The sequence below is a fragment of the Streptomyces sp. NBC_00510 genome, assembly GCA_036013505.1.
Taxonomy (GTDB): domain Bacteria; phylum Actinomycetota; class Actinomycetes; order Streptomycetales; family Streptomycetaceae; genus Actinacidiphila.
This window is the reverse complement of sequence record CP107851.1, coordinates 2,872,606-2,897,672: the sequence shown is the minus strand read 5'-3', so window position 1 is coordinate 2,897,672 and position 25,067 is coordinate 2,872,606. Positions and strand designations below refer to the sequence as shown.

Annotated in this window: 27 protein-coding genes; 11 read left to right on the top strand and 16 right to left on the bottom strand. The window is 73.4% G+C overall.

Annotation, left to right across the window (positions count from 1 at the left end):
• Window positions 1-67 precede the first annotated feature (67 nt).
• The 3 genes from OG937_12785 to OG937_12775 form a co-directional block, all read right to left on the bottom strand.
• Complete coding sequence (locus OG937_12785) at window positions 68-796, bottom strand: hypothetical protein (GenBank protein WUD72496.1); 729 nt, start codon at window positions 794-796, stop codon at window positions 68-70.
• A gap of 320 nt (window positions 797-1,116) precedes the next feature.
• On the bottom strand, window positions 1,117-2,016 hold the full coding sequence (locus OG937_12780) for a 2-hydroxy-3-oxopropionate reductase (protein ID WUD72495.1): 900 nt from the start codon (window positions 2,014-2,016) through the stop codon (window positions 1,117-1,119).
• A 15-nt stretch (window positions 2,017-2,031) separates the two neighbouring features.
• The gene (locus tag OG937_12775) at window positions 2,032-2,862 is read right to left on the bottom strand and encodes a TIM barrel protein (GenBank protein WUD72494.1); all 831 of its coding nucleotides are present in this window, start codon (window positions 2,860-2,862) and stop codon (window positions 2,032-2,034) included.
• Window positions 2,863-2,980: 118 nt separating this feature from the next.
• On the opposite strand from OG937_12775, the gene OG937_12770 reads away from it, so the two are divergent.
• The 6 genes from OG937_12770 to OG937_12745 all read left to right on the top strand — a co-directional run bounded on the left by OG937_12770 (window position 2,981) and on the right by OG937_12745 (window position 6,891).
• Window positions 2,981-3,232, top strand: a complete 252-nt coding sequence (locus OG937_12770) for a hypothetical protein (GenBank protein WUD72493.1) — start codon at window positions 2,981-2,983, stop codon at window positions 3,230-3,232.
• On the top strand, window positions 3,229-3,609 hold the full coding sequence (locus tag OG937_12765) for a helix-turn-helix domain-containing protein (protein WUD72492.1): 381 nt from the start codon (window positions 3,229-3,231) through the stop codon (window positions 3,607-3,609). The genes OG937_12770 and OG937_12765 overlap by 4 nt, the downstream gene beginning before the upstream one ends.
• Before the next feature lie 88 nt (window positions 3,610-3,697).
• The gene (uraD, locus tag OG937_12760; GenBank protein ID WUD72491.1) at window positions 3,698-4,210 is read left to right on the top strand and encodes a 2-oxo-4-hydroxy-4-carboxy-5-ureidoimidazoline decarboxylase; all 513 of its coding nucleotides are present in this window, start codon (window positions 3,698-3,700) and stop codon (window positions 4,208-4,210) included.
• Window positions 4,207-4,599, top strand: coding sequence for a hydroxyisourate hydrolase (gene uraH / locus OG937_12755; GenBank protein ID WUD72490.1), 393 nt, complete (start codon window positions 4,207-4,209; stop codon window positions 4,597-4,599). Before uraD ends, uraH begins: the two co-directional genes overlap by 4 nt.
• A 7-nt stretch (window positions 4,600-4,606) precedes the next feature.
• Window positions 4,607-5,494 (top strand): urate oxidase, encoded by an 888-nt coding sequence (pucL, locus tag OG937_12750; protein ID WUD72489.1) that lies wholly within the window; start codon window positions 4,607-4,609, stop codon window positions 5,492-5,494.
• A gap of 11 nt (window positions 5,495-5,505) precedes the next feature.
• Entirely contained in the window at window positions 5,506-6,891 is a 1,386-nt protein-coding gene (locus tag OG937_12745) for an 8-oxoguanine deaminase (GenBank protein WUD72488.1), read from the top strand.
• A 152-nt stretch (window positions 6,892-7,043) separates the two neighbouring features.
• Here OG937_12745 and OG937_12740 read toward each other — a convergent pair whose 3' ends face one another.
• Window positions 7,044-8,033, bottom strand: coding sequence for a hypothetical protein (locus OG937_12740; protein WUD72487.1), 990 nt, complete (start codon window positions 8,031-8,033; stop codon window positions 7,044-7,046).
• Between the two features lie 104 nt (window positions 8,034-8,137).
• A complete protein-coding gene (locus tag OG937_12735; GenBank protein WUD72486.1) occupies window positions 8,138-9,229 on the bottom strand; it encodes a serine/threonine-protein phosphatase in 1,092 nt (363 codons plus the stop codon).
• A 187-nt stretch (window positions 9,230-9,416) separates the two neighbouring features.
• Here OG937_12735 and OG937_12730 point away from each other — a divergent pair, with 187 nt between their 5' ends.
• Window positions 9,417-9,737 carry a nuclear transport factor 2 family protein gene (locus tag OG937_12730; protein WUD72485.1) on the top strand — a complete coding sequence of 107 codons (321 nt, stop codon included), beginning with the start codon at window positions 9,417-9,419 and terminating at the stop codon, window positions 9,735-9,737.
• An 18-nt stretch (window positions 9,738-9,755) separates the two neighbouring features.
• Here the strand turns inward: OG937_12730 and OG937_12725 are convergent, their stop codons facing one another.
• The 4 genes from OG937_12725 to OG937_12710 form a co-directional block, all read right to left on the bottom strand.
• The gene (locus tag OG937_12725) at window positions 9,756-10,361 is read right to left on the bottom strand and encodes a class I SAM-dependent methyltransferase (protein ID WUD72484.1); all 606 of its coding nucleotides are present in this window, start codon (window positions 10,359-10,361) and stop codon (window positions 9,756-9,758) included.
• Window positions 10,351-10,962, bottom strand: a complete 612-nt coding sequence (locus OG937_12720) for an exonuclease (GenBank protein WUD72483.1) — start codon at window positions 10,960-10,962, stop codon at window positions 10,351-10,353. The genes OG937_12725 and OG937_12720 overlap by 11 nt, the downstream gene beginning before the upstream one ends.
• A gap of 121 nt (window positions 10,963-11,083) precedes the next feature.
• Window positions 11,084-12,706 carry a malate synthase A gene (gene aceB / locus OG937_12715; protein WUD72482.1) on the bottom strand — a complete coding sequence of 541 codons (1,623 nt, stop codon included), beginning with the start codon at window positions 12,704-12,706 and terminating at the stop codon, window positions 11,084-11,086.
• 172 nt (window positions 12,707-12,878) lie between these two features.
• Window positions 12,879-13,523, bottom strand: a complete 645-nt coding sequence (locus tag OG937_12710) for a nucleotidyltransferase family protein (protein ID WUD72481.1) — start codon at window positions 13,521-13,523, stop codon at window positions 12,879-12,881.
• Window positions 13,524-13,567: 44 nt separating this feature from the next.
• Between OG937_12710 and OG937_12705 the strand changes: the two genes are divergently transcribed.
• Together OG937_12705 and OG937_12700 are read left to right on the top strand one after the other, a co-directional pair.
• Window positions 13,568-14,221 carry a histidine phosphatase family protein gene (locus OG937_12705; GenBank protein WUD72480.1) on the top strand — a complete coding sequence of 218 codons (654 nt, stop codon included), beginning with the start codon at window positions 13,568-13,570 and terminating at the stop codon, window positions 14,219-14,221.
• A gap of 175 nt (window positions 14,222-14,396) precedes the next feature.
• Window positions 14,397-14,705: a DUF5955 family protein gene (locus OG937_12700; protein WUD78723.1), complete on the top strand. Its 309-nt coding sequence runs from the start codon at window positions 14,397-14,399 to the stop codon at window positions 14,703-14,705.
• Window positions 14,706-14,727: 22 nt separating this feature from the next.
• Here OG937_12700 and OG937_12695 read toward each other — a convergent pair whose 3' ends face one another.
• Both OG937_12695 and OG937_12690 read right to left on the bottom strand, forming a co-directional pair.
• On the bottom strand, window positions 14,728-15,609 hold the full coding sequence (locus OG937_12695) for an LLM class F420-dependent oxidoreductase (GenBank protein WUD72479.1): 882 nt from the start codon (window positions 15,607-15,609) through the stop codon (window positions 14,728-14,730).
• Window positions 15,610-15,780: 171 nt separating this feature from the next.
• Window positions 15,781-16,545, bottom strand: a complete 765-nt coding sequence (locus OG937_12690; GenBank protein WUD72478.1) for an IclR family transcriptional regulator — start codon at window positions 16,543-16,545, stop codon at window positions 15,781-15,783.
• Window positions 16,546-16,802: 257 nt separating this feature from the next.
• Between OG937_12690 and allB the strand changes: the two genes are divergently transcribed.
• Both allB and alc read left to right on the top strand, forming a co-directional pair.
• Window positions 16,803-18,164, top strand: a complete 1,362-nt coding sequence (gene allB / locus OG937_12685; GenBank protein WUD72477.1) for an allantoinase AllB — start codon at window positions 16,803-16,805, stop codon at window positions 18,162-18,164.
• Window positions 18,161-19,270: an allantoicase gene (gene alc, locus OG937_12680; GenBank protein WUD72476.1), complete on the top strand. Its 1,110-nt coding sequence runs from the start codon at window positions 18,161-18,163 to the stop codon at window positions 19,268-19,270. The genes allB and alc overlap by 4 nt, the downstream gene beginning before the upstream one ends.
• A 6-nt stretch (window positions 19,271-19,276) precedes the next feature.
• On the opposite strand, the gene OG937_12675 is transcribed toward alc, so the two are convergent.
• From OG937_12675 to OG937_12655, 5 genes are all read right to left on the bottom strand, one after another.
• Entirely contained in the window at window positions 19,277-19,615 is a 339-nt protein-coding gene (locus OG937_12675) for an immunity 21 family protein (GenBank protein ID WUD78722.1), read from the bottom strand.
• Between the two features lie 177 nt (window positions 19,616-19,792).
• On the bottom strand, window positions 19,793-21,748 hold the full coding sequence (locus OG937_12670) for an RICIN domain-containing protein (GenBank protein WUD72475.1): 1,956 nt from the start codon (window positions 21,746-21,748) through the stop codon (window positions 19,793-19,795).
• Window positions 21,749-21,793: 45 nt separating this feature from the next.
• Complete coding sequence (locus OG937_12665; GenBank protein WUD72474.1) at window positions 21,794-23,152, bottom strand: GH1 family beta-glucosidase; 1,359 nt, start codon at window positions 23,150-23,152, stop codon at window positions 21,794-21,796.
• Between the two features lie 41 nt (window positions 23,153-23,193).
• Window positions 23,194-24,054 carry a carbohydrate ABC transporter permease gene (locus OG937_12660; GenBank protein WUD72473.1) on the bottom strand — a complete coding sequence of 287 codons (861 nt, stop codon included), beginning with the start codon at window positions 24,052-24,054 and terminating at the stop codon, window positions 23,194-23,196.
• The gene (locus tag OG937_12655; protein WUD72472.1) at window positions 24,047-25,057 is read right to left on the bottom strand and encodes a sugar ABC transporter permease; all 1,011 of its coding nucleotides are present in this window, start codon (window positions 25,055-25,057) and stop codon (window positions 24,047-24,049) included. Before OG937_12655 ends, OG937_12660 begins: the two co-directional genes overlap by 8 nt.
• Between the last annotated feature and the right edge of the window lie 10 nt (window positions 25,058-25,067).

Sequence of the window (25,067 nt, the reverse complement as noted above, 5' to 3'; positions counted from 1 at the left end):
CGGGAGCGGCGGACGCGCGACCCGAGTGACCACGGACGGTGAAGGGCGGGGCTGAGCTCGTCCCGGCTCAGGGCGTGGCGTGCGGGCCGGTCCTGATCAGGACGTCGGCGGCGTCGTTGACCGGCTGCGGCGTGCCGGTGAGGTCCATGACGAAGAGCGGCACCCCCAGCCGGTCCGCGCGCAGCCGTGCGTCATGGGCGTAGCCCGCCAGGGAGAAGAAGGCGCCGGTGGAGTCCTCGTTGAGGCAGTTGAGCCAGAGGGTCTCGACCTCCCGCAGCGGTGTCGGCCGCGTCGTCGGGTCGACCTGGGCCACGACACCCTCGCCGCGCAGGTCGATGCCGTTGGCCGAGCGGTCCTCCGCGGTGCGTACGCCCGCGAAGCCGAGCCACTTCAGGTACTGCGCGGCGGCGGTGACCGCGTCCCGCGCGGTTCGGATGGTCACCGGCCGGAACGGCGGCCGCGGCGCGGGCGCCACGGGCCCGGGGCCGGCCTGCCGCACCGGGGGGACGGGGCGCCGCTCGGGCATCCGCAGGGCCCGGGTGTCCACCGGGAGCCGGACCACCGCCCCGCAGTCGCAGCCGAGTTCGGGCTGCGGCCACTGCTCGTCGCGGCCGCAGTCCGGGCAGCGCATGGCCACCCAGGAGTCGTCCCAGGACCGGTGGCGGATCTGCAGCGGGACGCCGCCGCGCAGGATCGGCAGGGCCAGCGGTGTGCCGCAGGCGCAGGGGAAGGTGGGTGAGGTGTAGGCGTGCTCCCGGCGGCAGGCCGGACAGCGCACGGGCACGCTCTCTGCCATGGTTCGCGACTCCTGGGCGGTGCGGCGGTGCGGCGGTGCAGGGGTGCTCGCCGGGACGGTCCTGCCGTCCATGGTCCCGCACGGGGAGCCCGTCGCGCACCCGTCTTGCCGTCCCGGTCGCGCCGGTGCACGAAGCCGCCCGGGGACCCGTTCCGCGTCCGGCCCGGCCGCGGAACGGGTCCCCGGGCGGGGACCGGTCCGCGCCGCCTCGACCTACCCCTCAGAAGTTCTCGGCGGCGCGGACGTTCGTGGTTCCGGGCGGCGGCGCCCCATCGGGCGCGACAGGACAGGTCGGGGCGCCGCCGCCCGGAAGTCGGGGGTCAGTCGGTGACCGGGAGGCCGGAAAGGCGCTCCACGCCGCGCAGCAGGGCGGAGTGGTCCAGGCCGCCGTCGCCCTGGGCCCGCAGGGAGGCGACGAGGTTCGCCACGACCGAGCCGACGGGCAGGGCGGCGCCGACGTTCCTGGCGGCGTCGGTGACGATGCCCATGTCCTTGTGGTGCAGGTCGATGCGGAAGCCCGGGGCGTACGCGCGGTCGAGGAAGTTGCGCTTCTTGCGGGTCAGCACCGTGGATCCGGCGAGGCCGCCGCCCAGCACCTCCAGGGCCGCGGTGAGGTCGACCCCGGACTTCTCCAGGAAGACCACGGCCTCCGCGCACGCCTGGATGTTCACCGCGACGATCAGCTGGTTGGCCGCCTTGACGGTCTGGCCGGCGCCGTGCGGACCGCACAGGACGACGGTCTTGCCGAGGGCGTCGAAGAGGGGCCGCGCCTCGTCGAAGTCGGCCCGCGCGCCGCCGACCATGATCGACAGCACCGCCTCGACGGCTCCCGCCTCGCCTCCGGAGACGGGGGCGTCCAGGACCCGGATGTGCCTTTCGGCCGCGGCCTTCGCCAGGTCGACGGAGGTCTGCGGGGTGATCGACGACATGTCGATCAGGAGCGCGCCCGGCCGGGCGTTCGCCAGGATGCCGTCCTCGCCGTAGGCGACGGCCTCCACCTGGGGGGAGGCGGGGACCATGGTGACGACCACGTCGGCGTCCTTCACCGCCTCCGCGACCGAGGCGGCGGGCGTGCCGCCGGCCGCGGCCAGGCGGTCGAGCTTGTCCTGCTCCAGGGTGTGACCGGTGACGGAGTACCCGGCCTTGATGAGGTTCTCCGACATCGGGGAGCCCATGATGCCGAGGCCGATCCACGCGATCGCGGGAAGTGTGGTGGTCATGATGTCCTCTCCGGATTACTTGTCGGCGTCGGCGAGCCAGTCGAAGGAGGCGGCGCTGCCCCGCGGGCCCGGCTTGTACTCCAGCCCCACCCAGCCGTCGTAGCCCCGGTCGCGCAGCCGGTCCAGGAGGGCGGACAGCGGCAGGGAGCCCGTGCCGGGCGCGCCGCGGCCGGGGTCGTCGGCGATCTGGACGTGGCCGGTGCGGTCCGCGTAGGCGTCGATGACCGCGGGCAGGTCCTCGCCGTTCATCGACAGGTGGTACAGGTCCAGCAGGAACCTGGCGTTGCCCAGGCCGGTCTCGGCGTTGACCTTGTCGACCACTTCTACCGCGGCGGCCGCGCTCACCAGCGGATAGCGCGGCGACTCGGGCTTGTTGAGGGCCTCGACCAGCAGCACCGCGCCGACCCGGTCGGCCGCGTGCGCGGCCCGGACCAGGTTCTCCAGGGCGAGCTCGTCCTGCGCCTCGGGACTCACGCCGTCCACCCGGTTGCCGTACAGCGCGTTCAGCGCCGTACAGCCCACCGAGCGGGCGAAGTCGGCGGCGACGTCGATGTTGGCGCGGAAACGCGCGGACTCCTCGCCCGGCACGGACAGGGCGCCGCGGTCGGGGCCGGGCAGTTCGCCCGCGTAGAAGTTCAGCCCCACCAGCTGGGTGCCGGCCTCCTCCAGCGCGCCGCGCAGGGCGTCGAGTTCGGCCTGCGGAGGGGTCGGCATACGGGTCCACGGCCACCACAGCTCGACCGCGGAGAAGCCGGCCGCGGCGGCCGCCGCGGGGCGCTCCAGGAGCGGGAGTTCGGTGAAGAGGATCGAGAGGTTCACATCGAAGCGCGTGGAGTCGAAGCCCATCACATGCGCCCTTCCGTATTACGGAAACTAGTTTCTACTTAACGGAAGACTCCACGAGCCGGCGGGCGGCTGTCAAGAGGGATGTCCCGGAAAGCCCCTGACCAGCTAGGTTGTGGGCGTGCGCCTGAAACTCGAATTCACCACCGAGCCGTTCGACCTGGACGAGCCCCCGCGGCACGCCGTGGTGGGGCGTGAGGTCCTGGAGGCGGCCGGGCTGGACGCCGTCGACGTCGGGCCCTTCGGCAACTCGGCCGAGGGTGGTACCGAGCAGGTGGTCGCCGTGGTCGGCGATCTGCTGCGGCGCACCCTGGAAGCCGGTGCGACCCGGGTGTCGCTGCAGGTCAACGTCGTGGGGGAGGCGGACCGGTGACCGGGCCGGTCGAGCATCCGTTCAGCGCGGCGATCAAGCCGCTCGCCGACGCCATGGGCGCCGAACTGGTACCCCCGGGCGAGGCGCGCGGTGACGACGTCGTGCTCAGCTGGGAGGGCGCGGAGGTGGTCGCCGTACGGCTGCCGCACCTCGCGGACTCGCTCGACCACATCCTGGCCGACCTCGAGCGCCGGCACGGCAAGACGCTGTCCGAGCTCGGGCGCAAGGAGAAGCAGACGGTCGTCCGCATCCTGGAGGAGCGCGGCGCCTTCTCGGTGCGGCACGGGGTGGAGACGGTCGCGTCGGCGCTCGGCGTGAGCCGCTTCACCGTCTACAACTACCTCAACAGGGAGAACGCGGCGAAGGAAGGCCGCTAGCCGTCCCGAGGCGTCCGTCCGGGCGTCATCGGCGCCATTTTTCAACAAACTGTTGACGTCACGTGGTGGGGGCTCCTAGCGTGCCGTTGTGACTTCCAGCCCATCCCCGGGCCTGGCCCGGCTCAACGCCGCCGGCGGACCGGAGGCGGTCGCGCTGCTGCACGAGGTCTGCGCGAGCCGCTCCTGGGGTGCCGCCGTCATGGCGGCCCGCCCGTACGGCACCCTCGACGCGCTGCTCGCCGCCTCCGACACCGCGACGGCCGGCCTCACCGCCGGTGACCTGGCCGAGGCGATGGCGGGACATCCTCCGATCGGCCGCCCCCGGCCGGGCGACCCGGTCTCCGCCCGCGAACAGGGCGGGGTGCGGGACTCCGAGCGCGAGGAACTGCTCGCACTGAACCTCGCCTACCAGGAGCGGCACGGCCACGTCTTCCTCATCTGCGCCACCGGCAGGACCGGGGACCAGATGCTGGCCGCGCTCGAGGAACGCATCGGCAATGACACCGGCACCGAGCGCGAGATCGTCCGCACCGAACTGGGGAAGATCAACCGCATCAGGCTCACCCGGCTCGTCGAGACCGCCCCAGAGGACCCCTCATGACCTCCGTCTCCACGCACGTCCTGGACACCAGCGCCGGACGCCCCGCGCGGGGCGTCGCCGTCGCCCTGTCGGTGCGCACCGGGAGCGGGGCCCCCTGGGTGCCGCACGGCGCCTCGGCGACCGACGCCGACGGCCGCTGCAAGGACCTGCCCGACCCGCCGGAGGGCACGAGCCACGTACGGCTGGAGTTCGCCACCGAGCCCTACCTCTCCCGTCAGAGCACCGCCCACCGCAGTCGAGCCGAGGACCAGCAGGACGCCCCCCGCACGAGGGACAGCGGAGCCTTCTTCCCGGAGGTGGCGATCGTCTTCGCCGTCGAGCCGGGCGAGCACTACCACGTACCGCTGCTGCTCAACCCGTTCGGCTACTCCGTATACCGAGGGAGCTAGCACCGACATGTCGCCCACCCGACTCGGCCAGAACCAGTACGGCAAGGCGGAGACCCGCGTCGTCCGCGTCACCCGCGACGGCGGGACCCACCACGTCAGGGACCTCAACGTCTCGGTCGCCCTCTCCGGCGCCATGGACGACGTCCACACTTCCGGCAGCAACGCCGCCGTACTGCCCACCGACACCACCAAGAACACCGTCTTCGCCTTCGCCAAGCAGTACGGCATCGACTCCCCCGAGCAGTTCGGCATCCACCTCGCCCGGCACTTCGTCACGAGCCAGGGGTCCATCGAGCGGGCCAGGATCCGCATCGAGGAGTACGCCTGGGAGCGGATCACGCAGGAGCACTCCTTCGTCCGCGGCGGCCGCGAGACCCGCACCACCGAGGTCACCTTCGACGGCGGGCGGTGGCAGGTCGTCTCCGGCCTGAAGGACCTCGTGGTCATGAACACCACCGACTCCGAGTTCTGGGGCTTCGTCAAGGACCGCTACACCACGCTGCCGGAGACCCGTGACCGCGTCCTCGCCACCGAGGTCAGCGCCCGCTGGCGGTTCAGCTGGACCCGCGACGAGGACCCCGTCCCGCCCTGGGAGGAGTCCTGGGCCGAGGTCCGCCGCCACCTCCTCGACGCCTTCGCCGGCACCTACTCGCTCTCCCTGCAGCAGACGCTGTACGCGATGGGCGACCGGGTCGTCGAGCACCGCCCCGAGATCGACGAGGTGCGGCTCTCGCTCCCCAACAAGCACCACTTCCTCGTCGACCTCGAGCCGTTCGGCCTGAAGAACGACACCCCCGACAGCGCGGTGTACCTCGCGGCCGACCGCCCCTACGGCCTCATCGAGGGCACGGTCCTGCGCGACGGCGCCGAGCCCCGCATCCCGGTGACGGACTGAGAGGCCCCGCCATGACCGCCCCAGCAGAGCGCATCGTCATCGAGAACTGCGCCGTCGCCACCGTCGACGCGCACGGCACCGAGCACCCGGCCGGCCACGTCGTCGTCGCCGGCAACCGCATCGAGTCCGTCGGCGCGGGCCCCGCCCCCGCCGCACTCGACGGCGTCGTACGGAGGGTGGACGGCACCGGCCACCTGCTCACCCCCGGCCTGGTCAACACCCACCACCACTTCTACCAGTGGCTCACCCGGGGCCTGGCCACCGACCACAACCTCTTCGACTGGCTCGTCGCCCTCTACCCCGTCTGGGCCCGCATCGACGAGCGGATGACCCACGCCGCCGCCCAGGGCTCCCTGGCGATGATGGCCCGCGGCGGGGTCACCACCGCCATGGACCACCACTACGTCTTCCCGCGCGGCACCGGCGACCTGTCCGGCTCCATCATCAGGGCCGCCTCGGACATGGGTGTGCGCTTCACCCTCGCCCGCGGCTCGATGGACCGCGGCGAGTCCGACGGCGGCCTGCCCCCGGACTTCGCCGTCGAGACCCTCGACGAGGCACTCGCCGCCACCGAGGAGACGATCGACCGGCACCACGACGCCTCCCCCGACGCCATGACGCGGATCGCCGTCGCGCCCTGCTCGCCGTTCTCGGTCTCCACCGAACTGCTGCGCCAGGGCGCCGGACTCGCCCGGCGCAAGGGCGTGCGGCTGCACACCCACGGCAGCGAGACGGTGGAGGAGGAGCAGTTCTGCAAGGAGCTGTTCGGCATGGGGCCGACGGACTACTTCGAGTCCACCGGCTGGCTCGGCGAGGACGTGTGGATGGCGCACTGCGTCCACATGGGCGACTCCGACATCGCCGCCTTCGCCCGCACGCGGACCGGTGTCGCCCACTGCCCGTCCTCCAACGCCCGCCTGGCCGCCGGCATCGCCCGCGTCCCCGACATGCTCGCCGCCGGCGTCCCGGTCGGCCTCGGCGTGGACGGCACCGCGTCCAACGAATCGGGCGAGCTGCACACCGAGTTGCGCAACGCGCTGCTCATCAACCGCCTCGGCGCCCACCGCGAGGCCGCGCTGACCGCCCGCCAGGCCCTGCGGCTGGGTACGTACGGCGGCGCCCAGGTGCTCGGCCGGGCCGCGGAGATCGGTTCCCTGGAGCCGGGCAAACTCGCCGACCTCGTCCTGTGGCGGATGGACACCCTCGCCCACTCCTCGATCGCCGACCCGGTCACCGCGCTGGTCCTCGGCGCGGCGGCCCCCGTCACCCTCTCCCTGGTGAACGGCCGGCCGGTGGTGGAGGACGGCCGTCTCGTCACCGCCGACGAGGGGGCCATCGCGCGCGCCACCCGTGACGAGGCCCGGCGGCTCGCGCGGATCGCGGGCCTGGCGAGCTGACCGCCGCGGTCTTGCGCTGACCCCGGCCGGGGGAGGGACGGCCCCCCGGCCGGTGCCGGGCCCCGCCCTGCCCGGGGCGGGGCCCGGTGTTCGCCGTGCCCGGGCCGCTTGCGCCCCGGCCGTCGCTTGCGCCCCGGCCGCTCGTGCCCGGTCTAGCGGGCCGCCGGGCCGCGGCCCTGGGAGCGGCCCTGGGCCTCGCGCCGGACGGCGCCGCCGCGGGCGACGGTGTAGAGGTCCGTCGGCACCGGCCAGCCCTTCTGGCCGGCGTGGTCGCCGTTGAGCCTGCGGGCCCACTTGCTGTAGTCGGTCTCCAGACCGTTCCCGGTGATGCGGATGCCGGGCGGCACCATCCGGGCGGCGCCCGAGGCCGGTTCGGCCACGGTGTGCCGCAGGGTGACGAACAGGGCCTGGTTGGCGGGGTGGTCGGGTCCGGCGTCCAGGTGCAAGGCGACGACCTCCCGGCGCACCGGCAGCCAGAGCCGCAGCGCGGCCCGGGCCGACCGGGGAAGCGTGAACTCCTGCCGGGTCGCGGCGGTCCGGCCGGGCAGGTTCACGGTGAGCCGGATGCGGGACTCCTGCGCGGACAGGTCGGTGACGTCGGCGGCCACCAGGCCCTCGCGGGGCACCGCCGTCGCCCACAGCACCTCCAGCGCCGCCAGCAGCCGCAACCGGTACGGCTCGCGGCGCGGCTCCACGGGGGTGCTCAGCGCCCGGCGCAGCACGATGTGCCCGGTGAAGTCCAGGGGCTCCTTGGTGTGCTTGGACCACGGGCGCATCCCGCGGGCCTGCCAGCCGAACGCGGGGCGCCCGGCGGCCCGGTTGAGGTCGGCGATGCCGTCCATGATGTCGCGCTGGCTCGCGGGGGTGAGCTCCCTGCCCAGCTGCCCGGCCCGGGTGCGGTACCGGCCGGCCGCGATGCGGCCGAGCACGGTCTCGGGCCGGCCGGGGTGGCCGAGGACGGCGTCGTCGAACAGGTCGTCGAGGCTGCGCAGCGCCTGCGACGGTACGTCGGCCGCCGCCCGTTCCAGCACGGCGGTGGCCTTCCTCAGCCGATCCTCCCGGGAACGGGACGTGGCGATGTGCGGGTCGGCGAGGGCACGTTCCAGGGCGGCGCGGAGCTGGCGGAGGGCGGGCGCGTTCACGGCAGCAGGGTAGGGGCCGGCGGTGACACACGAGCGGAAAAGAGTAATGCGAGGGTCGAGACGACTCGCGCCGCGGGCGCCCCCACGCCACGGAGACGGGCGGTTCAGTCCCGGCAGACCGCCAGGAGTGCCATGTCGTCGCTGCGGGGGCCGCCGGTGTGCGCGTGGACGTCGTCCAGGAGGGCGTCGAGCAGTTCGGCGGGGCCGGTGAACGGCACCCCGGCCAGCCGGGTGACGGGGTCGTAGAAGGTGCCGCCGGCGTCGCGTGCCTCGGTGACGCCGTCGGTGTGCATCAGCAGGGCCGAGCCGGGCGGGAAGGGGACGGTGTGGGCCTCGTCGGTCACGTCGCCGAGGCCCATGCCCAGGGGCAGGGCGTGACCGGCGGGTTCGGCGTAGCGCACGGTGCCGTGGTGCAGCACCAGCGGGGGCGGGTGGCCGCGGTTGACCAGGCGCAGTGCGGTGCCGCCGGGCGGGAACTCGGCGAGGACGGCGGTGGCGAACCACTCCAGGCGGTCCATGCCCTCGCGGCGTTCGGCCTCGCGCCACAGCGCCCGGTCCATCCGTGTCGCCACCCCGGCGAGGGTGGGTTCCTCGTCGGCGGCCATGCGGAACGCGCCGAGCACCACGGTGGCCGCCTCCACGGCCGCCATGCCCTTGCCGCGTACGTCGCCCATGATGCAGCGCAGCCCGTAGGGCGTTTCCTGGACGGCGTAGAGGTCGCCGCCGATCTCCGCCTCGGCCTCCGCGGTCTCGTAGCGGGCGGCGATGCGGTACGGCCCGACGCGCCGCGGTGGCACGGGCAGCACGGCCCGTTGCACGGCGGCGGCGACGCTGCGGGCGGAGCGCAGCCGGACGTCGCGGATGTGGAGCAGGCGGTTGATGAACACGGCGACGACGGCGACCGCGCTGATCGACAGCAGTTCGCTGATGCCGCCGGGGCCGCTGAGGTAGCCGAAGTGGCTGAGGATGCCCGCGTCGGCGGCGACGGCGCCCAGACCGACCAGCACGGTGCCGGTCAGGGACATCAGGGGGGCCGCGAGCATGGGGGCCACGGAGTAGAAGGCGGTGGCGCTGAACTGGGCGGGGGTCAGGTAGTCGACCAGGAAGCCGCCGACGAGCAGCACGACGGGGAGCAGCCGGACGTACCGCAGTACGTCGCGTCCTTCGTCGGTGAGGTCCTCGCCCCCACTCGCCACGCGTGTGCTCCTGCCGTCGCTCTCGGGTCGCCGGACTGGATCCCAGGGTCCCCGTGGTCCCGTCGCCGGGCCAGCCGTGGCGGTCCCCGCGGGTGAACGGCGGGGTGGTCGCCGGGCTCCGGGTAGCGCGCCGCGGCCGCTCGGGCGAGGCTGGGGGCACGACCCGTGAGCACAGGGAGCAGCAGCGATGATCCGCACCGACGCCCTCAACGAGCCGGCCGTCCGCGCCTTCGTCTCGGCGGTGAACGCCGGGGACCGCGAGGCCTTCGAGGCCGCGCTCACCGAGAACGCGACGATGTCCGACGACGGCTCCGACCGCAACCTGAAGGAGTGGGCGGACCGCGAGATCTTCGAGTCCCACGGCCACATGGACGTGCAGTCCCAGGACTCGGCGGGGCTCACCCTGATCGCCGACTACCGCAATGACGCGTGGGGCGAGATGCGCACCAAGTGGCGCTTCACCGTGGACGACGGCAAGGTCAGCCGTTTCGACACCGGCCAGGCCTGAGCGGGCCGGCCGGGTGGCTCAGCCGCCCGTCCCTTCGCGGTGCGCCAGCAGGTAGCGCCAGAACAGCAGGCGTCTGATGCGGCTGCCCGGCAGCAGTTGCGCCGCTTCGGCGCGGATCTGCGGCAGGGGTGTGCCCGGTGGGTGTACGGGGGCCCGGACCGGTTGCGGTTCGCGGCCGCGGATCCGGTCGGCGGCGGCGACGGCGAGCCGGGCGGCGGCGTTGACGGGGACGGCGGCCAGGCTCACCACCCAGTCGGCGGGGGTGCGCTCGGGGTAGCAGCCCAGGACGAGCAGGGTCCCGCCGGGGGCGAGCGCGGCGCGCAGTGCGGTGACCGTGGCGAACGGCACGTGGTGCAGGCTGGCCAGGCAGGTGATGAGGTCGTAGTGGGCGGTGGGGAGGTCCACGCGGGTGATGTCGGCGACGCGGAAGGTGACGCCGGGCGCGGTCCCGGCCGCGGCAACGGCTTCCGGGGAGGCGTCGATCGCGTCGACCCGCAGTCCGCGGGCGGCCAGGCGCCGGGCGAAGCGGCCGGTGCCGCATCCGACGTCCAGGGCGGTGAGGGCGCCGGGCGGGACCTTGCGCAGGAGCAGTCGGTGGTAGTGGTCGTTGTGGTCAAAGGGCATGTGGCGTGCCCTTCCAGGCCATGAGGTTGGCGAAGAGTTCGGCCTGCTCGACGGCGTCGTCGAGGGCGTGGTGGGTGTGGCGGCGGCGGGAGAGTAGTTCGCGGGGCATCGTGCCCTTGGCGACGGCGCGCAGCGGGATGCCGGCCTTGGTCGCGTACAGCGTCTTCATGTCGAGGCAGCCGGAGTGCCCGAAGGGGCTGGAGCCGGTGAAGCGGATCAGGTACCAGTACAGGAACATCCAGTCGTACCCGGCGGGGTAGCCGGTCATGACGGGTTGGGCGCCCTCGCTGACGGTGTGCACCCATGTGGTGAACTCGGCCATCGCGGCGGCCGGTTCGCTGCCCTCGGCGGCCAGGCGTGCGCGGTCCAGGCCGCTGACGGCGAGTGCCCGCTGGTCGGTCTCGGTCCCGGCCGGGCGCAGTTCGCGGTAGAAGGTGTCCCGTTCGGGGTCGGCGGGGGTGAAGCCGTCGGCGTCCTGCCGCCCCGCGACGGCGGCCCCGAGGCTGAGCATGGAGTACGGGCCGGGGATGGGCCCGTCCGCCTCGACGTCCACCGAGATGTACAGGCTGGGCCTCACGGCGCGGGGTCGTGGTGCTGGCATGCCGACGATCATGCCAGCGCCCCCTGGCCCGGTGCGTGTGTTTTCCCGGGACGGCCGGCGGGTTCGGCGGGGGTGACGCGCGGGGCCCCGGCCGGTCGTGCCGGGGCCCCGCGCGGGAGGGTCAGTCGAGCAGTTCGTACGCGGGCAGGGTGAGGAAGTCGACGTAGGTCTCGTCGAGTGCCGTCTTCAGCAGCAGGTCGTGGGCCTGCTGCCAGCGGCCCGCAGCGAAGGCCTGTTCGCCGATGTCCTGGCGGATGGCGGCGAGTTCCCGGTCGGCGAGGGAGCGTACGAGGTCGGCGGTGGCCTTCTCGCCGTTGTCGGCGAAGACGACGCCCGCGTTGACCCACTGCCAGATCTGGGAGCGGGAGATCTCGGCGGTGGCGGCGTCCTCCATGAGGTTGAAGATGGCGACGGCGCCCAGGCCCCGCAGCCATGCCTCGATGTAGCGGGTGCCGACCTGGACGGCGTTGCGCAGTCCCTCGTGGGTGGGCTTCGCCTCCAGGGAGTCGACGGCCAGCAGGTCGGCGGCGGTGACGTGGACGTCCTCGCGCAGCCGGTCCTTCTGGTTCGGCCGGTCGCCGAGGACGGCGTCGAAACAGGCGCGGGCGATCGGCACCAGGTCGGGGTGGGCGACCCAGGAGCCGTCGAAGCCGTCGTGGGCCTCGCGGTCCTTGTCGGCCTTGACCTTCTCGAAGGCGACCGCGTTGACCTCGGCGTCGCGCCGGGAGGGGATGAAGGCGGCCATGCCGCCGATGGCGTGGGCGCCGCGCTTGTGGCAGGTGCGAACGAGCAGTTCGGTGTAGGCGCGCATGAAGGGCGCGGTCATCGTCACGGCGTTGCGGTCGGGCAGGACGAAGCGCTCGCCGGCGTCGCGGAAGTTCTTGACGATGGAGAACAGGTAGTCCCAGCGGCCCGCGTTGAGGCCGGAGGCGTGGTCGCGCAGCTCGTGGAGGATCTCGTCCATCTCGAAGGCCGCGGTGATCGTCTCGATGAGGACGGTGGCGCGGATGGTGCCCTGTGCGATGCCCAGGTGGTCCTGGGCGAAGACGAACACGTCGTTCCACAGGCGGGCTTCGAGGTGGGACTCGGTCTTGGGGAGGTAGAAGTAGGGGCCCTTGCCCTTGGCGAGCAGGCGCCGCGCGTTGTGGAAGAAGTACAGGCCGAAGTCGACGAGGGCGCCGGGGACGGGCTCGCCGTCGACGGTCAGGTGGCGCTCGTCGAGGTGCCAGCCGCGGGGGCGGGTGACGACGGTGGCGAGTTCCGACTCGTCCTTCAGGGCGTAGGTCTTGCCCTCGGGGGAGGTGAAGTCGATGCGGCGTTCGTAGGCGTCGATCAGGTTGACCTGGCCCCCGATGACGTTCTCCCAGGTGGGGGCGGAGGCGTCCTCGAAGTCGGCGAGCCAGATCCGCGCGCCGGAGTTGAGGGCGTTGATGGTCATCTTGCGGTCGGTGGGGCCGGTGATCTCCACCCGGCGGTCGTCGAGCGCGGCGGGGGCGTCGGCGACGCGCCAGTCGCCCTCGCGGATGTGGGCGGTCTCCGGGAGGAAGTCCAGGGTGCCGGTGCGGGCGATCTCGGCGCGGCGGTCCTTGCGCTTGGCGAGGAGTTCGGCGCGGCGGGGCGCGAACCGGCGGTGCAGTTCGGCGAGGAAGGCGAGCGCCGCGTCGGTGAGCACCTCCTCCGCGCGCTCGACGGGGGGCGCGGTGTCGGCGATGACGGCGTGCGGTGCGGTCCCTGGTGCGGACATGAACCTGACTCTCCTCTTGCCGATGAGGGGTGCCGTGCGGCCGGGGGAGCCGGGCGGCCACCGCGCTCCGGCCCTGGCACGGGGTGCCGGACGGGGCGGTTTTCGGCTGCGAGGCGCGCCGACCGTACGGGCGCTTCTGCTGGGTGGAGCATAGTTTTTGCATGGTGGAAGTTCAACGTTTTGTGGCACCCGGTGCAGGGGGCTCCGGCGGGTGCGCCAGCAGCCACAGGTCGTCCGGGGTGTCGATGTCGGCGGGGACCGCGACGTCCCCGCACTCGACGCGTGCGATCGCCTCCTCGTGCCGCCTCAGGTAGGAGCGTGCCCCCTGGTCCCCGACCGCACTCGCGGCGATCGCCGCCCAGTGGGCCGCGCCCAGCAGGATCGGGTGGCCCCGCCGGCCGCCGTACGTGGCGCAGGCGAGGGTGCGCGGCGAGGCGCAGGCGGCCACCACCCGGGCCACCGCCGTGGCGCCGATCCCGGGCTGGTCCACCAGTGCCACGACCACGGCCGGCGCGCCGGTGCCCGCCAGTGCCTCCAGGCCGGCGCGCAGCGAGGAGCCCATGCCCTGCTCCCAGTGCGGGTTCACGGTGACGGCGTAGTCGTCCAGGGCGGCCTGCCGGCGCACCTGTGCGGCGGCCGCGCCCAGCACGATGTGCACCGGGTCGCAGCCGCCGGCGCGCAGCGCCCGCGCCGTGTGCTCGACCAGCGGCCGGCCGTCGTACTCCAGCAGCGCCTTCGGGCGGCCGCCCAGCCGCCTGCCGCCGCCGGCCGCCAGCAGCAGCCCGGCGACGGCGCCCGTGCCCGCGTCGCGTTCCATGCCCCCTGGATACCGTGGACGGGGTGCGGGGGAAAGGACCGGCCATGACGCGCTGGATCATCGCCGTACGCCACGGCGAGAGCGAGGCGAACGCGGCCTTCGCCCGCGGCAGGTCCCTGGACGGGGTCAGGGACGCCGACGTGGCACTGACCGCGCTCGGGCGGGAGCAGTCGGCCCGGCTCGGCCGCGACCTGCTGGCCCTGCCCGGCGCCGAGGCACCCGGCCGCGTCCGCTGCTCGCCCTTCGAGCGGGCCCGGCAGACCCTGCGCGCCGTCGAGGAGGTCGGTACGGCCGCGGGCCGCGAACGGCCGCCCGTCACCTACGACGAACGCCTCCGGGACCGCGGCATGGGCCTGCTGGAACTGCTCACCCCGCAGGGGGTCCGCGAGCGCTTCCCCGAGGAGTCGCGGCGGCGTGAGCGTGAGGGTGAGGCCGACTACCGCCCGCCGGGCGGGGAGTCGTCGCGGGATGTCGAGGCCCGCGTCGGGGACTTCCTGGCGGACGCGGTCGCCCGCCCGGGGCCGCCCCTGCTGCTCGTCACGCACGACGCGGTGGTGCTGGCGCTGCGCCGGCTGCTCGGTCCCCCGCCGCCGGGCGACGCCCGCGTGGTCAACGCCTCGATGGCCCGCTGGCGGCGTGACGGCGCGGGGCACTGGGAACTCGTGGACTGGAACCGAACCGCGGCCCCCGGACGTTAATGTCGGCAAGTCGTCACGCGGGGCAGGAAGTTACGGCGGATTTCGCTCTCCGTATAGCGGGGGAAGCGCTCCGTCGCGTTTACTGTCCTCCCCGATACGGCGGACCGGATGGGGCCGGCCGTCCATGGGAATCACCGGGGGCCTACCTGTGGGGGACGTATCTGTGGTGAAGGACATGGCCGCCCGCGCGGCGGTCGACGACGAGGGGACCCTCGACCCGAGGGTGACCGCCCTGCGGGCCGCGGTCGCCCGTTGTCGCCGTGAACTCGCCGGGTACCGCGCCAACTTACCGGACCGGCACATCGCCGAGGACGAGCTCTCCGCGCTGGCCGCCGCCGCGGCCGCCGGCGTCCCGGACGTCCTGCGGCTGCGCCGCGGCCTGCTCGTGATCGCCGGGGCGCTCGGCTCCGTCAGCGCCCTGGCCGGTGCCCTCACCGAGGTCCGGCGGGCGATCGAGCTGTTCGGCACCCCGCGTCCCGAGTGACGTGGGGTGCCCGCGGGGCCGGTCAGCCGAGCTCGGCCAGCCGGGGGACGGCCGGCGCGCAGTGGCTGTCGATCCAGCCGGCCGGTTCGGCGTCCGGCGGCACCACGATGACCGTGTCGATGCCGAGTTCGGCGTAACCGGCCATCTCGGCGACGAAGGCGTCGGTGTCGCCGGTGCGGAGGGACTCGCCGACGAAGAGCATGGTCTTGCGGATCCGCGCGTAGTCGCGTCCGGCCTCGTCGCAGTGCGCGCGCAGCACGTCCAGCTTGTGCGCGACCTCGGCGGTCGAGGAGGCGAAGAGGTTGCAGGCGTCCGCGTACCGGGCGACCAGGCGGAGCGTCTTCCGCTCGCCGCCGCCCCCGATCATGATCTCGGGGTGGGGCGTGCTCACCGGGGGCGGGGTGCAGCGGGTCTCCGCCAGTGAGTAGTGCGCGCCCTTGAAGGGGCCGTCGTCGTCCTGGTCCCACATCTGCAGGCAGATCCGCAGCGTCTCCTCCAGCCGCTCGAAGCGCTCCGCGAGCGGCGGGAAGGGCACGCCCAGGCCCAGGTGCTCACGCTCGTACCAGGCCGCGCCGAGGCCCAGGGTCGCCCGGCCGCCGGACAGCACGTCGAGGGTGGTCGCGATCTTCGCCAGCAGGCCGGGGTGGCGGTAGGTGATCCCCGTGACGAGGACGCCCAGCCGTACGGAGGAGGTGCGGGCGGCGAGGAAGCCCAGCGTCGTGTAGGCCTCCAGCATCGCCGCCTCGGCGCCCCCGTTGTTCTCCATCTGGAAGTAGTGGTCCATCACCGACAGCCAGCCCGCGCCGGCCGACTCGGCGGCCTCGCCGGCCGCGGCGAGCGCGGGCGCGAGCCCGGCGGGTCCCTCGGGGTGGTCGAATTTCGTGAGGTGCAGGCCCAGTTGCATGGTTCTCCCCGTCCGGGGTCGTGGTCGCTACGGTGACGACCGTAGGCCTTGGAGTGCGCTCGAGGTCAAGCCGCCGTGAGGTGCCCCGAGCCACCCTGGGCCGCCCCTCACACCGCTGCCGCGCCGGCCTGGGCGTACCCCGACCCACGAGCGGCATCGTGATGCCCCGGGCTAGGCGGCGCCGTTGCTGGCCAGCGCGGACGACAGTTGCCGCGCCACGCCCTGCAGCACCGGCACGATCTTCTCCGTGGCCGCCTCGGTCACCCGTCCGGCGGGTCCGGAGATGGAGATGGCGGCGGCCGTGGGGGAGTCGGGGACGGTGACCGCCAGGCAGCGGACCCCCACCTCCTGCTCGTTGTCGTCCACGGCGTAGCCCTGGGCGCGGATGTGCTCCAGTTCCGCGAGGAAGGCGTCCGGGTCGACGATGGTCCGCTCGGTGGCCGCCGGCATCCCGGTGCGGGCCAGCAGGGCCCGTACCTCCTCCGGCGGGACGTGCGCCAGCAGGGCCTTGCCGACTCCCGTGGAGTGCGGCAGGACGCGCCGTCCGACCTCGGTGAACATCCGCATCGAGTGCCGTGAGGGGACCTGGGCGACGTAGACGACCTCGTCCCCGTCCAGGAGCGCCATGTTGGCGGTCTCGCCGGTCGCCTCGACCAGTTCCGCCAGGTAGGGGCGGGCCCAGGTGCCCAGGAGGCGGGCCGAGCTCTCGCCGAGGCGGATCAGCCGGGGTCCCAGCGCGTAGCGGCGGTTGGGCTGCTGGCGCACGTAGCCGCAGTCGACCAGGGTGCGCATCAGACGGTGGATCGTGGGCAGCGGCAGCCCGCTGCTCGCGGACAGTTCGCTGAGGCCCACCTCCCCGCCCGCGTCGGCCATCCGCTCCAGCAGGTCGAAGGCGCGTTCGAGGGACTGTACGCCCCCGGCGCGGTCTGACGCCACGTTTCCTCCCCAGGCGGACGGTGTAGTGGTGCAGCCTACCGACCCTGACCAGGCATGCGATCGCCGTTCGGGGCGGTCGTGGACGCGGCGGTGGCCGGTGGGCGCGGAAAACGCATTCCATTGGGTGGAATTCTCCAACTGTACTGCCGGAGCCTCCCGTGGTGCCCGGGCAGGGGTTGACGCAGGCTCGCGCGCGAGCGGAGGATGCATTTCAACAGAACGTTGAATTTCTGTGGGCGCCGGTGGAAGGGGAACGCGTGTCCGAGGCCGCTGACGGGATCGAACTGGTGCTGCGTTCACCACGGGTGGTCACACCGCAGGGCGAGCGCCCCGCCGACGTGGCCGTCGCCGGCGGCCGGATCGCCGCCGTGCTGCCGTACGGGACCGAGCCCCCGGCCGGCGCGCGCCTGGTCGACCTCGGCGCGGACGCCCTGCTCCCCGGCCTGGTCGACACCCACGTGCACGTCAACGACCCCGGCCGCAGCGAGTGGGAGGGCTTCGGGACCGCCACCCGGGCGGCCGCCGCCGGCGGCGTCACGACGCTGATCGACATGCCGCTCAACAGCGTCCCCCCGACCACCACCACCGCCCACCTGGAGGTCAAGCGCGCGACCGCCCGCGGCCGGATCCACACCGACGTCGGCTTCTGGGGCGGCGCCGTCCCCGGCAACACCAAGGACCTGCGCCCGCTCCACGACGCCGGGGTCTTCGGCTTCAAGTGCTTCCTGCTGCCCTCGGGCGTCGATGAGTTCCCGCAGCTCGCCCCGGCCGAACTGGAGGAGGCGATGCGCGAGATCGCCCGCTTCGACGGGCTGCTGATCGTCCACGCCGAGGACCCCCGGCTCATCGACGCCGCCCCGCAGCCCTCCGGGCCCGCGTACGCCGGTTTCCTCGCTTCCCGCCCCCGCGCCGCCGAGAACGCCGCCGTCGAGGCGCTGATCGCCCTCGCCCGCCGCCTGGACTGCCGGGTGCACATCCTGCACCTGTCCTCCGCCGAGGCCCTGCCCCTGATCGCCGCCGCCCGCCGCGACGGCGTACGCCTGACGGCCGAGACCTGCCCGCACTACCTGACGCTCACCGCCGAGGAGGTCCCCGACGGCGCGACCCAGTTCAAGTGCTGCCCGCCGATCCGCGAGGCGGGCAACCGGGAGGCCCTGTGGCAGGGCCTGCTCGACGGCACCCTGGACTGCGTCGTCTCCGACCACTCGCCCTCCACCGTCGACCTCAAGCACCTCGACACCGGCGACTTCGGCGCCGCCTGGGGCGGGATCTCCTCCCTCCAGCTCGGCCTGCCCGCGATCTGGACCGAGGCCCGCCGGCGTGGCGCCACGCTCGCCGACGTGGTCCGCTGGATGGCGCGGGGACCGGCGCGCCTGGCCGGACTCACCACCAAGGGCGCCGTCGCGCCCGGCCACGACGCCGACTTCGCCGTCCTGGCGCCCGACGAGAGCTTCACCGTGGACCCGGCGGCGCTCCACCACCGCAACCAGGTCACCGCCTACGCGGGCCGCACCCTCCAGGGGGTCGTACGGAGCACCTGGCTGCGCGGCGAGCGGATCGCCGACCACGGCACCCCGGCCCACCCCTCCGGCCGCCTCATCACAAGGGAGAACGCGTGACCGCCATACCCCGGTACACCGGCGCCGCCCAGCCGTACCCCGGAGGGGATCCCTACGCCGACTACCGCGGCGCCGACCTGCCCTTCACGGGCCTCGTCGACCTCGCCGACCGGCGCCTGGGCGCCGGGGTGATCGCCGCCAACGACGAGTTCTTCGCCGAGCGGGAGAACCTGCTCGTCCCCGGACGCCCCGAGTTCCGCGCCGAGCACTTCGGCCACAAGGGCCAGGTCATGGACGGCTGGGAGACCCGCCGCCGCCGTGGCAGCGACGCCGCCGACCCGCACCCCGCCGACGCCGACCACGACTGGGCGCTGATCCGCCTGGCCGCCCCCGGGGTCGTGCGCGGCCTGGTCGTGGACACCGCCCACTTCCGCGGCAACCACCCCCGGCAGATCGCCGTCGAGGCCACCTGCGCGCCCCTGGGCGCCGCGCCCGCGGACCTGCTCGCCGACGGCGTGCGGTGGACGGAACTCGTGCCCCGCACGGCCGTCGGCGGCCACGCCGCCAACGGCTTCGAGGTGGCCGTGGAGCGCCGCTTCACCCACCTGCGGCTCAGGCAGTTCCCCGACGGCGGCATCGCCCGGCTGCGCGTCCACGGCGAGGTCGTCCCCGACCCGGCGTGGCTGACCGCGCTCGGCACCTTCGACCTGGTCGCGCTGGAGAACGGCGGCACCGCCGAGGACGTCTCCGACCGCTTCTACTCCTCCCCGCTCAACCCGATCCTGCCGGGCACGTCCCGCCGCATGGGCGACGGCTGGGAGACCCGCCGCCGCCGCGACAAGGGCCACGACTGGGCGCGCTACCGCCTCGCCGGGCAGGGCGTCGTCCGCGCCGCCGAGATCGACACCGGCTACTACAAGGGCAACGCCGCCGGCTGGGCCGCCCTGCTCGGCCGCGACGGCGAGGACGGCGACTGGTTCGAGATCCTGAGCCGCACCCCCCTGCAGCCCGACACCGTCCACCGCTTCGTGGTCGACACCCCGCCCGCCACCCACGTGCGCCTGGAGACCTACCCCGACGGCGGCATCGCCCGGCTGCGCCTGTGGGGCTCGCTGACCGACGCGGGCGCCGACCGCCTCACCCGGCGGTGGGACACCCTGGCCTGACGGGCTTCAAGAGGCGGCGGGCACGAGCCGCACCAGACCGAGCGAGGTGCGGTCGCCGGCCCTCGCCTGGACGGCGCGTACCGCCCAGCGCCCGGGAGGCAGCGGGACGGGGGCCTGTTCGGGCATGCCGCCGCCGGGGTACCCGACGGCCGGCAGGCCCCCCGCCTCGGCGGAGTCCATGAGCACCGCGGGTCCGTCGGTCCGCCACGTCCCGGACGCCTCCCACCCGACGGCGGGATCGGCGAGAACCGCCTCGGCCGCCGCGACCAGTTCGGCCTCGGAGTCGGCGCCGCCCCCGCTAGGGAAGGCCCGGTGCGCGGGGAGGCAGCACGTCCTGGCGGGCAGGTCCCCCGGGGACCAGCCCCTGTCCGCCGTCGCGGCCGACGGGGATCACCCCCGCGAGGTCGTCCACGGCGCGCACCGCGACAGTGGTGCCCCCTCCGGGGCCCCGGTGCCCCGGAGGGGGGTTGGTGCCGCGCGGCGCCGGCGTCTCCCTCGTACGCCGGTGCCGCGCGGGGTCGGTCAGCCCGCCGGGGTCAGCCGGAAGGACTGGGCGGTGGTGCCGTTGCAGGTGTACTGCTGCAGCAGGGCGCCGTCGGCCGTCGAGGCCGCCGTGACGTCCAGGCACTTGCCGCTGTGCCGGGCCGTGAGGACGTACGAGCCGTCCGCCTGGAGCACCGGCTTCCACTGCTGGTTGACGCCCGAGGACCACTGCCAGGTCTGCACCGGCACGGAGTCACCCGTCGCCGACGCCCCGCCGGTGACGTCCCAGACCTGCTCGGTGGCGGTCGCGTTGCGGTTCACCACCCGGTAGTAGCCGCCGTCGGTCGGGCGGAACTGCCACTGCTGGTTGGCCTGCCCGGCGACGCAGCTCCACTGCTGCACCGCCGTGCCGTTGGCGGTGCCCCGGTCCTTGGCGTCCACGCACTTGCCGGAGCCGGCGCCGGCCACCTGGTACCAGGCGGAGCTGCTGATGCCGTCCCCGTCGCCGCCCCCGCCGCCGGTCGGCGCGCCGGACCAGGTGAACGTGGTCGTGGCGCGGGCGGGCAGGCTGTACGAGAAGTGCTGCCCGGCCTCGCGGACCGTGATCTGCTGGGCTGACGACGAGGAGTTGTGGGTGACCAGCACCCGCTGCCCGTCGGTGTTGACGAAGGCCGTGTTCCACACCGGGTCGGTGGCGTTGCTGCCGATCCGTACCCCGCCCGCGCGGACGAACTTCGTCAGCTGGCCCATCGTGTAGTACTCCACGGTGTAGTCGACCTGCCCGCTGCGCGCGTCCCCGTTGTGCACCGTGATCAGCCCGGTGCAGGTGCCGCAGCCGCCCGCGTGCGGGCCCATCGCCTGGTCCAGCGCCAGCGACCACTTCACATACGCGCGGGCCCAGTTGCGCGTGAAGCCGGTGATGTCCCGCAGGTCCTCAAGCTGCTGGTCGGTGACCCAGGTGCCGCCGGAGTGCTCGGTCTCGTACTGCGCCACGCCCGGGTACTGGCTCTGGACGGTGCTGCCCAGCGCGTAGTCCGGCGGGGTGGGCGCGTAGCCGTGCCAGGCGACGCCGCCGAAGAGCGGGTCGCCGCGCAGGGCGGCGTCGGCGAGCTGGCCGGCGCCGGTGGTGTTCCAGTCGCCGTGGTTCCAGTCGTGGATCAGCGCCTTGGTGGTGATCCCGGCCGAACGGAACGCCGGGAAGAGGTGGTTCTTGGTGAAGTCCAGCAGCGTGGCCGCCGTCCACTCCATCGTGGGGTAGCTGCTGTTCGCGCCGCAGCACTGCGGCTCGTTCTGCACCGACACGTAGTCGACGTGGACGCCGCGCTGCTCGTAGGCCTGCAGGTACTTCACGAAGTACTGCGCGTAGGTGTCGTAGAACTCCGGCTTCAGCTTGCCCATCTGGGTCAGCTTGCCGTTGTCCTTCATCCACGCCGGCGCCGACCACGGCACCGCCATGATCTTCAGTGCCGGGTTGAGCAGGCGCGCCTGCTGGGTCAGCGGCAGGACGTCGGCCAGGTCCCGGGAGATGGAGAAGTCCGACAGGTCGCAGCAGGTGTCGTCGTACGTGTAGTGGCTGCGCGCGATGTCCGAGGCGCCCATCGGGTTGCGCAGGAAGCCCAGGCCGATGCCCTCCGTGGGGGAGAACAGCTTGCGCAGGGTGGCGTCACGGGTGGCCGCCGACAGGGCGCCGGAGGAGTTCATCAGCCAGGCGGCGCTGTCGGTGAAGGACGCCCCGCCGCCCTCAAAGGGCTGGTAGCGGGCGGCGGGGTCCACCGTGATGACCGTGCCGCCGCTGCCATTGCCCGCCTCGAAGGCGGCCGGGGTCTGTGCCTGCAGGCCCTTGACCACGGTCCTGCCGTCGGAGGTGGTGGTCATGGTGACCTGGACGGCCGTGGCGGCGGCCGCTCCCGGTCCGGCGAGCACCAACCCGGCTAACGCCGCGGCGACCGCCGCGAGCACGGCGACCAGGCGTCCGACGTGGGGGGAGTGTGGCATCGCGGATCTCCTGTGTGGGGGGTGGAGACGGGATGGCGAGGGAGGTCAGGCCGCGCTGCGGGCGCGGCGCCGGTGGGCGGCGATGATGTCGGCGTAGCGGCGGCCGCTGCCCTTCACGGTCCGGCGCTGGGTCTCGTAGTCGACGTGGACGAGGCCGAAGCGCTTGTCGTAGCCGTACGCCCACTCGAAGTTGTCCAGCAGCGACCAGGCGAAGTAGCCGGCGAGCGGGGCGCCGCCGCGCACGGCACGGGCGCAGGCCGCCAGGTGCTCCTCCAGGTAGGCGGTGCGCTCGGGGTCGTGGACCTGGCCGTCGGGGCCGACGCGGTCCTCGTACGCCGAGCCGTTCTCGGTGACGTAGATCTTGCGGGCGCCGTACTCCTCGGTCAGCCGCAGCAGCAGCCGCTCCAGACCGCCGGCGTGCACCTCCCAGTCCATCGCGGTGCGGCGGACGTCCGGGACGCGTACGGCACGGGTGTGGGGGACCGGCCCCGACGGGTCGTCGGCAACGATGTCACGGAAGTAGTAGTTGAGGCCCAGCCAGTCCAGCGGCGCGGCGATGGTCTCCATGTCGCCCGTCTGCACCGGCAGTTCGACCCCGTACAGCTCCAGCATGTCCTCCGGGTAGCCGCGGCCGTGGATCGGGTCCAGCCACCAGCGGTTGGTGTGGCCGTCGGAGCGCAGCGCCGCGGCGACGTCCTCGGGACGGTCGGAGGCCGGTTCGCAGGGGCTGAGGTTGTTGACGATGCCGATCTGCGCGTGCGGGACCGCGGCGCGCAGCGCCTGCACCGCCAGGCCGTGGCCCAGGTGCAGGTGGTACGAGGCGCGGACGGCGGCCGTCAGGTCGGTGAGGCCGGGGGCCATCACGCCCTGCAGATGGCCGATCCAGGCCGAGCACAGCGGCTCGTTGAGCGTCGCCCAGTGGGTGACCCGGTCCCCGAGCCGCTCGGCCACCACGGCCGCGTAGTCGGCGAAGCGCAGCGCGGTCTCGCGCTCCGGCCAGCCGCCGCGGTCCTGCTGGGCCTGCGGCAGGTCCCAGTGGTACAGGGTGGGGAAGGGGGTGATGCCCGCCTCCAGCAGGCCGTCGACCAGGCGGTCGTAGAAGGCCAGGCCCGAGGGGTTGACCGGCCCGCCGCCCTGCGGCATCACGCGCGGCCAGGCGAGGGAGAAGCGGTACGCGTCCAGACCGAGCCGGCCCATCAGGCCGATGTCCTCCGGCACGCGGTGGTAGTGGTCGCAGGCGACGTCACCGGTGTCGCCGTTCGCGACCTTCCCCGGCGTACGGGAGAAGGTGTCCCAGATGGATGGTGCACGGCCGTCCTCGGCCACGGCTCCTTCGATCTGGTAAGCGGCCGTCGCGGCGCCCCACACGAATCCGTCGGGGAGGGCGCTGAGGTCGAGGGTCACGGACTGCCTTTCGTTCGGGGGACGCTGAGGGGCGGTGGAGCTCACTTGACGGCGCCGGCGGTCAGCCCGGCGACGAGGTAGCGCTGCAGGAGCAGGAACCCGGCGACCACGGGCACGCTCACCACGAGCGAGGCGGCCATGACCTGGTTCCAGTACACGTCGGTCTGGGTGGCGTAGCCCTGCAGGCCGACGGCGAGCGTGCGGGTGGTGTCGTTGGTCATGACGGAGGCGAAGAGGACCTCGCCCCAGGCCGTCATGAAGGCGTACACGCAGACCGCGACGATGCCGGGCACGGCGGCCGGGACGACCACCCGGAACAGCGCGCCCAGCGGCCCGCAGCCGTCGACCATGGCGGCCTCGTCCAGGTCCTTGGGGATCGAGTCGAAGTAGCCCGCCAGCATCCAGATGGAGAAGGGGAGCGAGAAGGTGAGGTAGGTCAGGATCAGGCCGCCGCGGCTGCCGTACAGGGCGATGCCCGTCGCGTTCCCGAGGTTGACGAAGATCAGGAAGAGCGGCAGCAGGAAGAGGATGCCGGGGAACATCTGGGTGGACAGGATCGTCACCGAGAAGAAGCGGCGCCCCTTGAAGTCGTAGCGGCTCACCGCGTACGCCGCGAAGATCGCCACCGCGACCGAGCACAGCGTCGCCCCGCCCGCCACGAGCAGCGAGTTCACGAAGTACCGGGCGAGCGGCACGGTGTGCCAGATGTCGGCGTAGGGGCGCAGGGTGAAGCCGCTGGGGAACCAGCGGAACGGGCCCTGCACGTCCTGCAGCGGCTTCAGCGACGAGACGACCATGACGAACACCGGCGCCAGCGCGAAGGCCGTCAGCACGGTCAGCACGATCCGGCGGGTCCACACGAAGGAGCGCGGCGCGGCCATGGGGCTGCGGACGTCAGGCATCCTTCCTCCTCAGGGAGGTCGCGAGCAGGTAGAGCACCGTCACGACGAGCAGGAACAGCAGCAGGAGCACGGACATCGCCGAGCCGGAGCCGAAGTTCCAGGTCACGAAGGACGACTGGTAGATGTGGATCGAGATCAGGTCCGCGGCGTCCGGCGCCGCCCGCCCGAACAGCACGTAGGGCGTGTTGAAGTCGTTGAACGTCCACAGGAACAGCACCAGCACCAGCACCTGGTTGACGGGGCGCAGCGACGGCAGGGTGATCCTGCGGATCTGCTGCCAGATCCCGGCACCGTCCATCGCCGCCGCCTCGTACAGCTCGCGCGGGATGTTCTGCAGACCGGCCATCAGGCACAGGAAGGCGAACGGCCACTGCCGCCACACCGACACCGTCACCAGCGCGTAGAAGCTGTTGTCGCCGATCAGCCAGAAGGGCCGGCCGTCGGTGAGGTGCAGCTGGTCGTGGATGACGTGGTTGATCATGCCGGTGTCCCGCTGGAACATGAACGACCAGGTGATCACCGCCGCGTAGACCGGCAGCGCGTACGGCACCAGGAAGACCGCGCGCAGCAGTCCGCGGCCGCGGAAGGCGTCCTGCATGAGGATCGCGGCGGCGGTGCCGAACAGCCAGGACAGCCCGACCGCCAGCACCGTGAACTCACAGGTGACGAGGAAGGACTTGAGCAGGTCCTCGCCGACCGGGGCGTTGAAGTCCACCGCCACGCGGTAGTTGTCCAGGCCCTTCCAGGGGGCGGCGGACCAGTCGCTGATGAAGAACTGCGTGAGCTCCTTGAAGCTCATCACGACGCCGACGACCATCGGCACCAGGTGGATGAGCAGTTCCAGCGCGAGGGCCGGCAGCAGCAGGACGTACGGGAGCGACGCGCGCCGCAGCCGCGCCGGCAGGCGCAGCCGCGACAGCGGGGCCCTCCCCCCGGCGGCCCGCCGGCCGCCGGGGGAAGGCGTCTTGGAGCTGTGCCGGACGGGCGGCACGGTGGCGGTCATCGGTTCCTTC

What these genes read in the sequence shown, in the direction of transcription:
- OG937_12785 (WUD72496.1), bottom strand. Translation starts at nt 796, where the DNA reads ATGGCAGAGAGCGTGCCCGTGCGCTGTCCGGCCTGCCGCCGGGAGCAC.
- OG937_12780 (WUD72495.1), bottom strand. Translation starts at nt 2,016, where the DNA reads ATGACCACCACACTTCCCGCGATCGCGTGGATCGGCCTCGGCATCATG.
- OG937_12775 (WUD72494.1), bottom strand. Translation starts at nt 2,862, where the DNA reads ATGGGCTTCGACTCCACGCGCTTCGATGTGAACCTCTCGATCCTCTTC.
- uraH (WUD72490.1), top strand. Translation starts at nt 4,207, where the DNA reads ATGACCTCCGTCTCCACGCACGTCCTGGACACCAGCGCCGGACGCCCC.
- pucL (WUD72489.1), top strand. Translation starts at nt 4,607, where the DNA reads ATGTCGCCCACCCGACTCGGCCAGAACCAGTACGGCAAGGCGGAGACC.
- OG937_12745 (WUD72488.1), top strand. Translation starts at nt 5,506, where the DNA reads ATGACCGCCCCAGCAGAGCGCATCGTCATCGAGAACTGCGCCGTCGCC.
- OG937_12730 (WUD72485.1), top strand. Translation starts at nt 9,417, where the DNA reads ATGATCCGCACCGACGCCCTCAACGAGCCGGCCGTCCGCGCCTTCGTC.
- OG937_12725 (WUD72484.1), bottom strand. Translation starts at nt 10,361, where the DNA reads ATGCCCTTTGACCACAACGACCACTACCACCGACTGCTCCTGCGCAAG.
- OG937_12720 (WUD72483.1), bottom strand. Translation starts at nt 10,962, where the DNA reads ATGCCAGCACCACGACCCCGCGCCGTGAGGCCCAGCCTGTACATCTCG.
- aceB (WUD72482.1), bottom strand. Translation starts at nt 12,706, where the DNA reads ATGTCCGCACCAGGGACCGCACCGCACGCCGTCATCGCCGACACCGCG.
- OG937_12710 (WUD72481.1), bottom strand. Translation starts at nt 13,523, where the DNA reads ATGGAACGCGACGCGGGCACGGGCGCCGTCGCCGGGCTGCTGCTGGCG.
- OG937_12705 (WUD72480.1), top strand. Translation starts at nt 13,568, where the DNA reads ATGACGCGCTGGATCATCGCCGTACGCCACGGCGAGAGCGAGGCGAAC.
- OG937_12700 (WUD78723.1), top strand. Translation starts at nt 14,397, where the DNA reads ATGGCCGCCCGCGCGGCGGTCGACGACGAGGGGACCCTCGACCCGAGG.
- OG937_12695 (WUD72479.1), bottom strand. Translation starts at nt 15,609, where the DNA reads ATGCAACTGGGCCTGCACCTCACGAAATTCGACCACCCCGAGGGACCC.
- OG937_12670 (WUD72475.1), bottom strand. Translation starts at nt 21,748, where the DNA reads ATGCCACACTCCCCCCACGTCGGACGCCTGGTCGCCGTGCTCGCGGCG.
- OG937_12660 (WUD72473.1), bottom strand. Translation starts at nt 24,054, where the DNA reads ATGCCTGACGTCCGCAGCCCCATGGCCGCGCCGCGCTCCTTCGTGTGG.
- OG937_12655 (WUD72472.1), bottom strand. Translation starts at nt 25,057, where the DNA reads ATGACCGCCACCGTGCCGCCCGTCCGGCACAGCTCCAAGACGCCTTCC.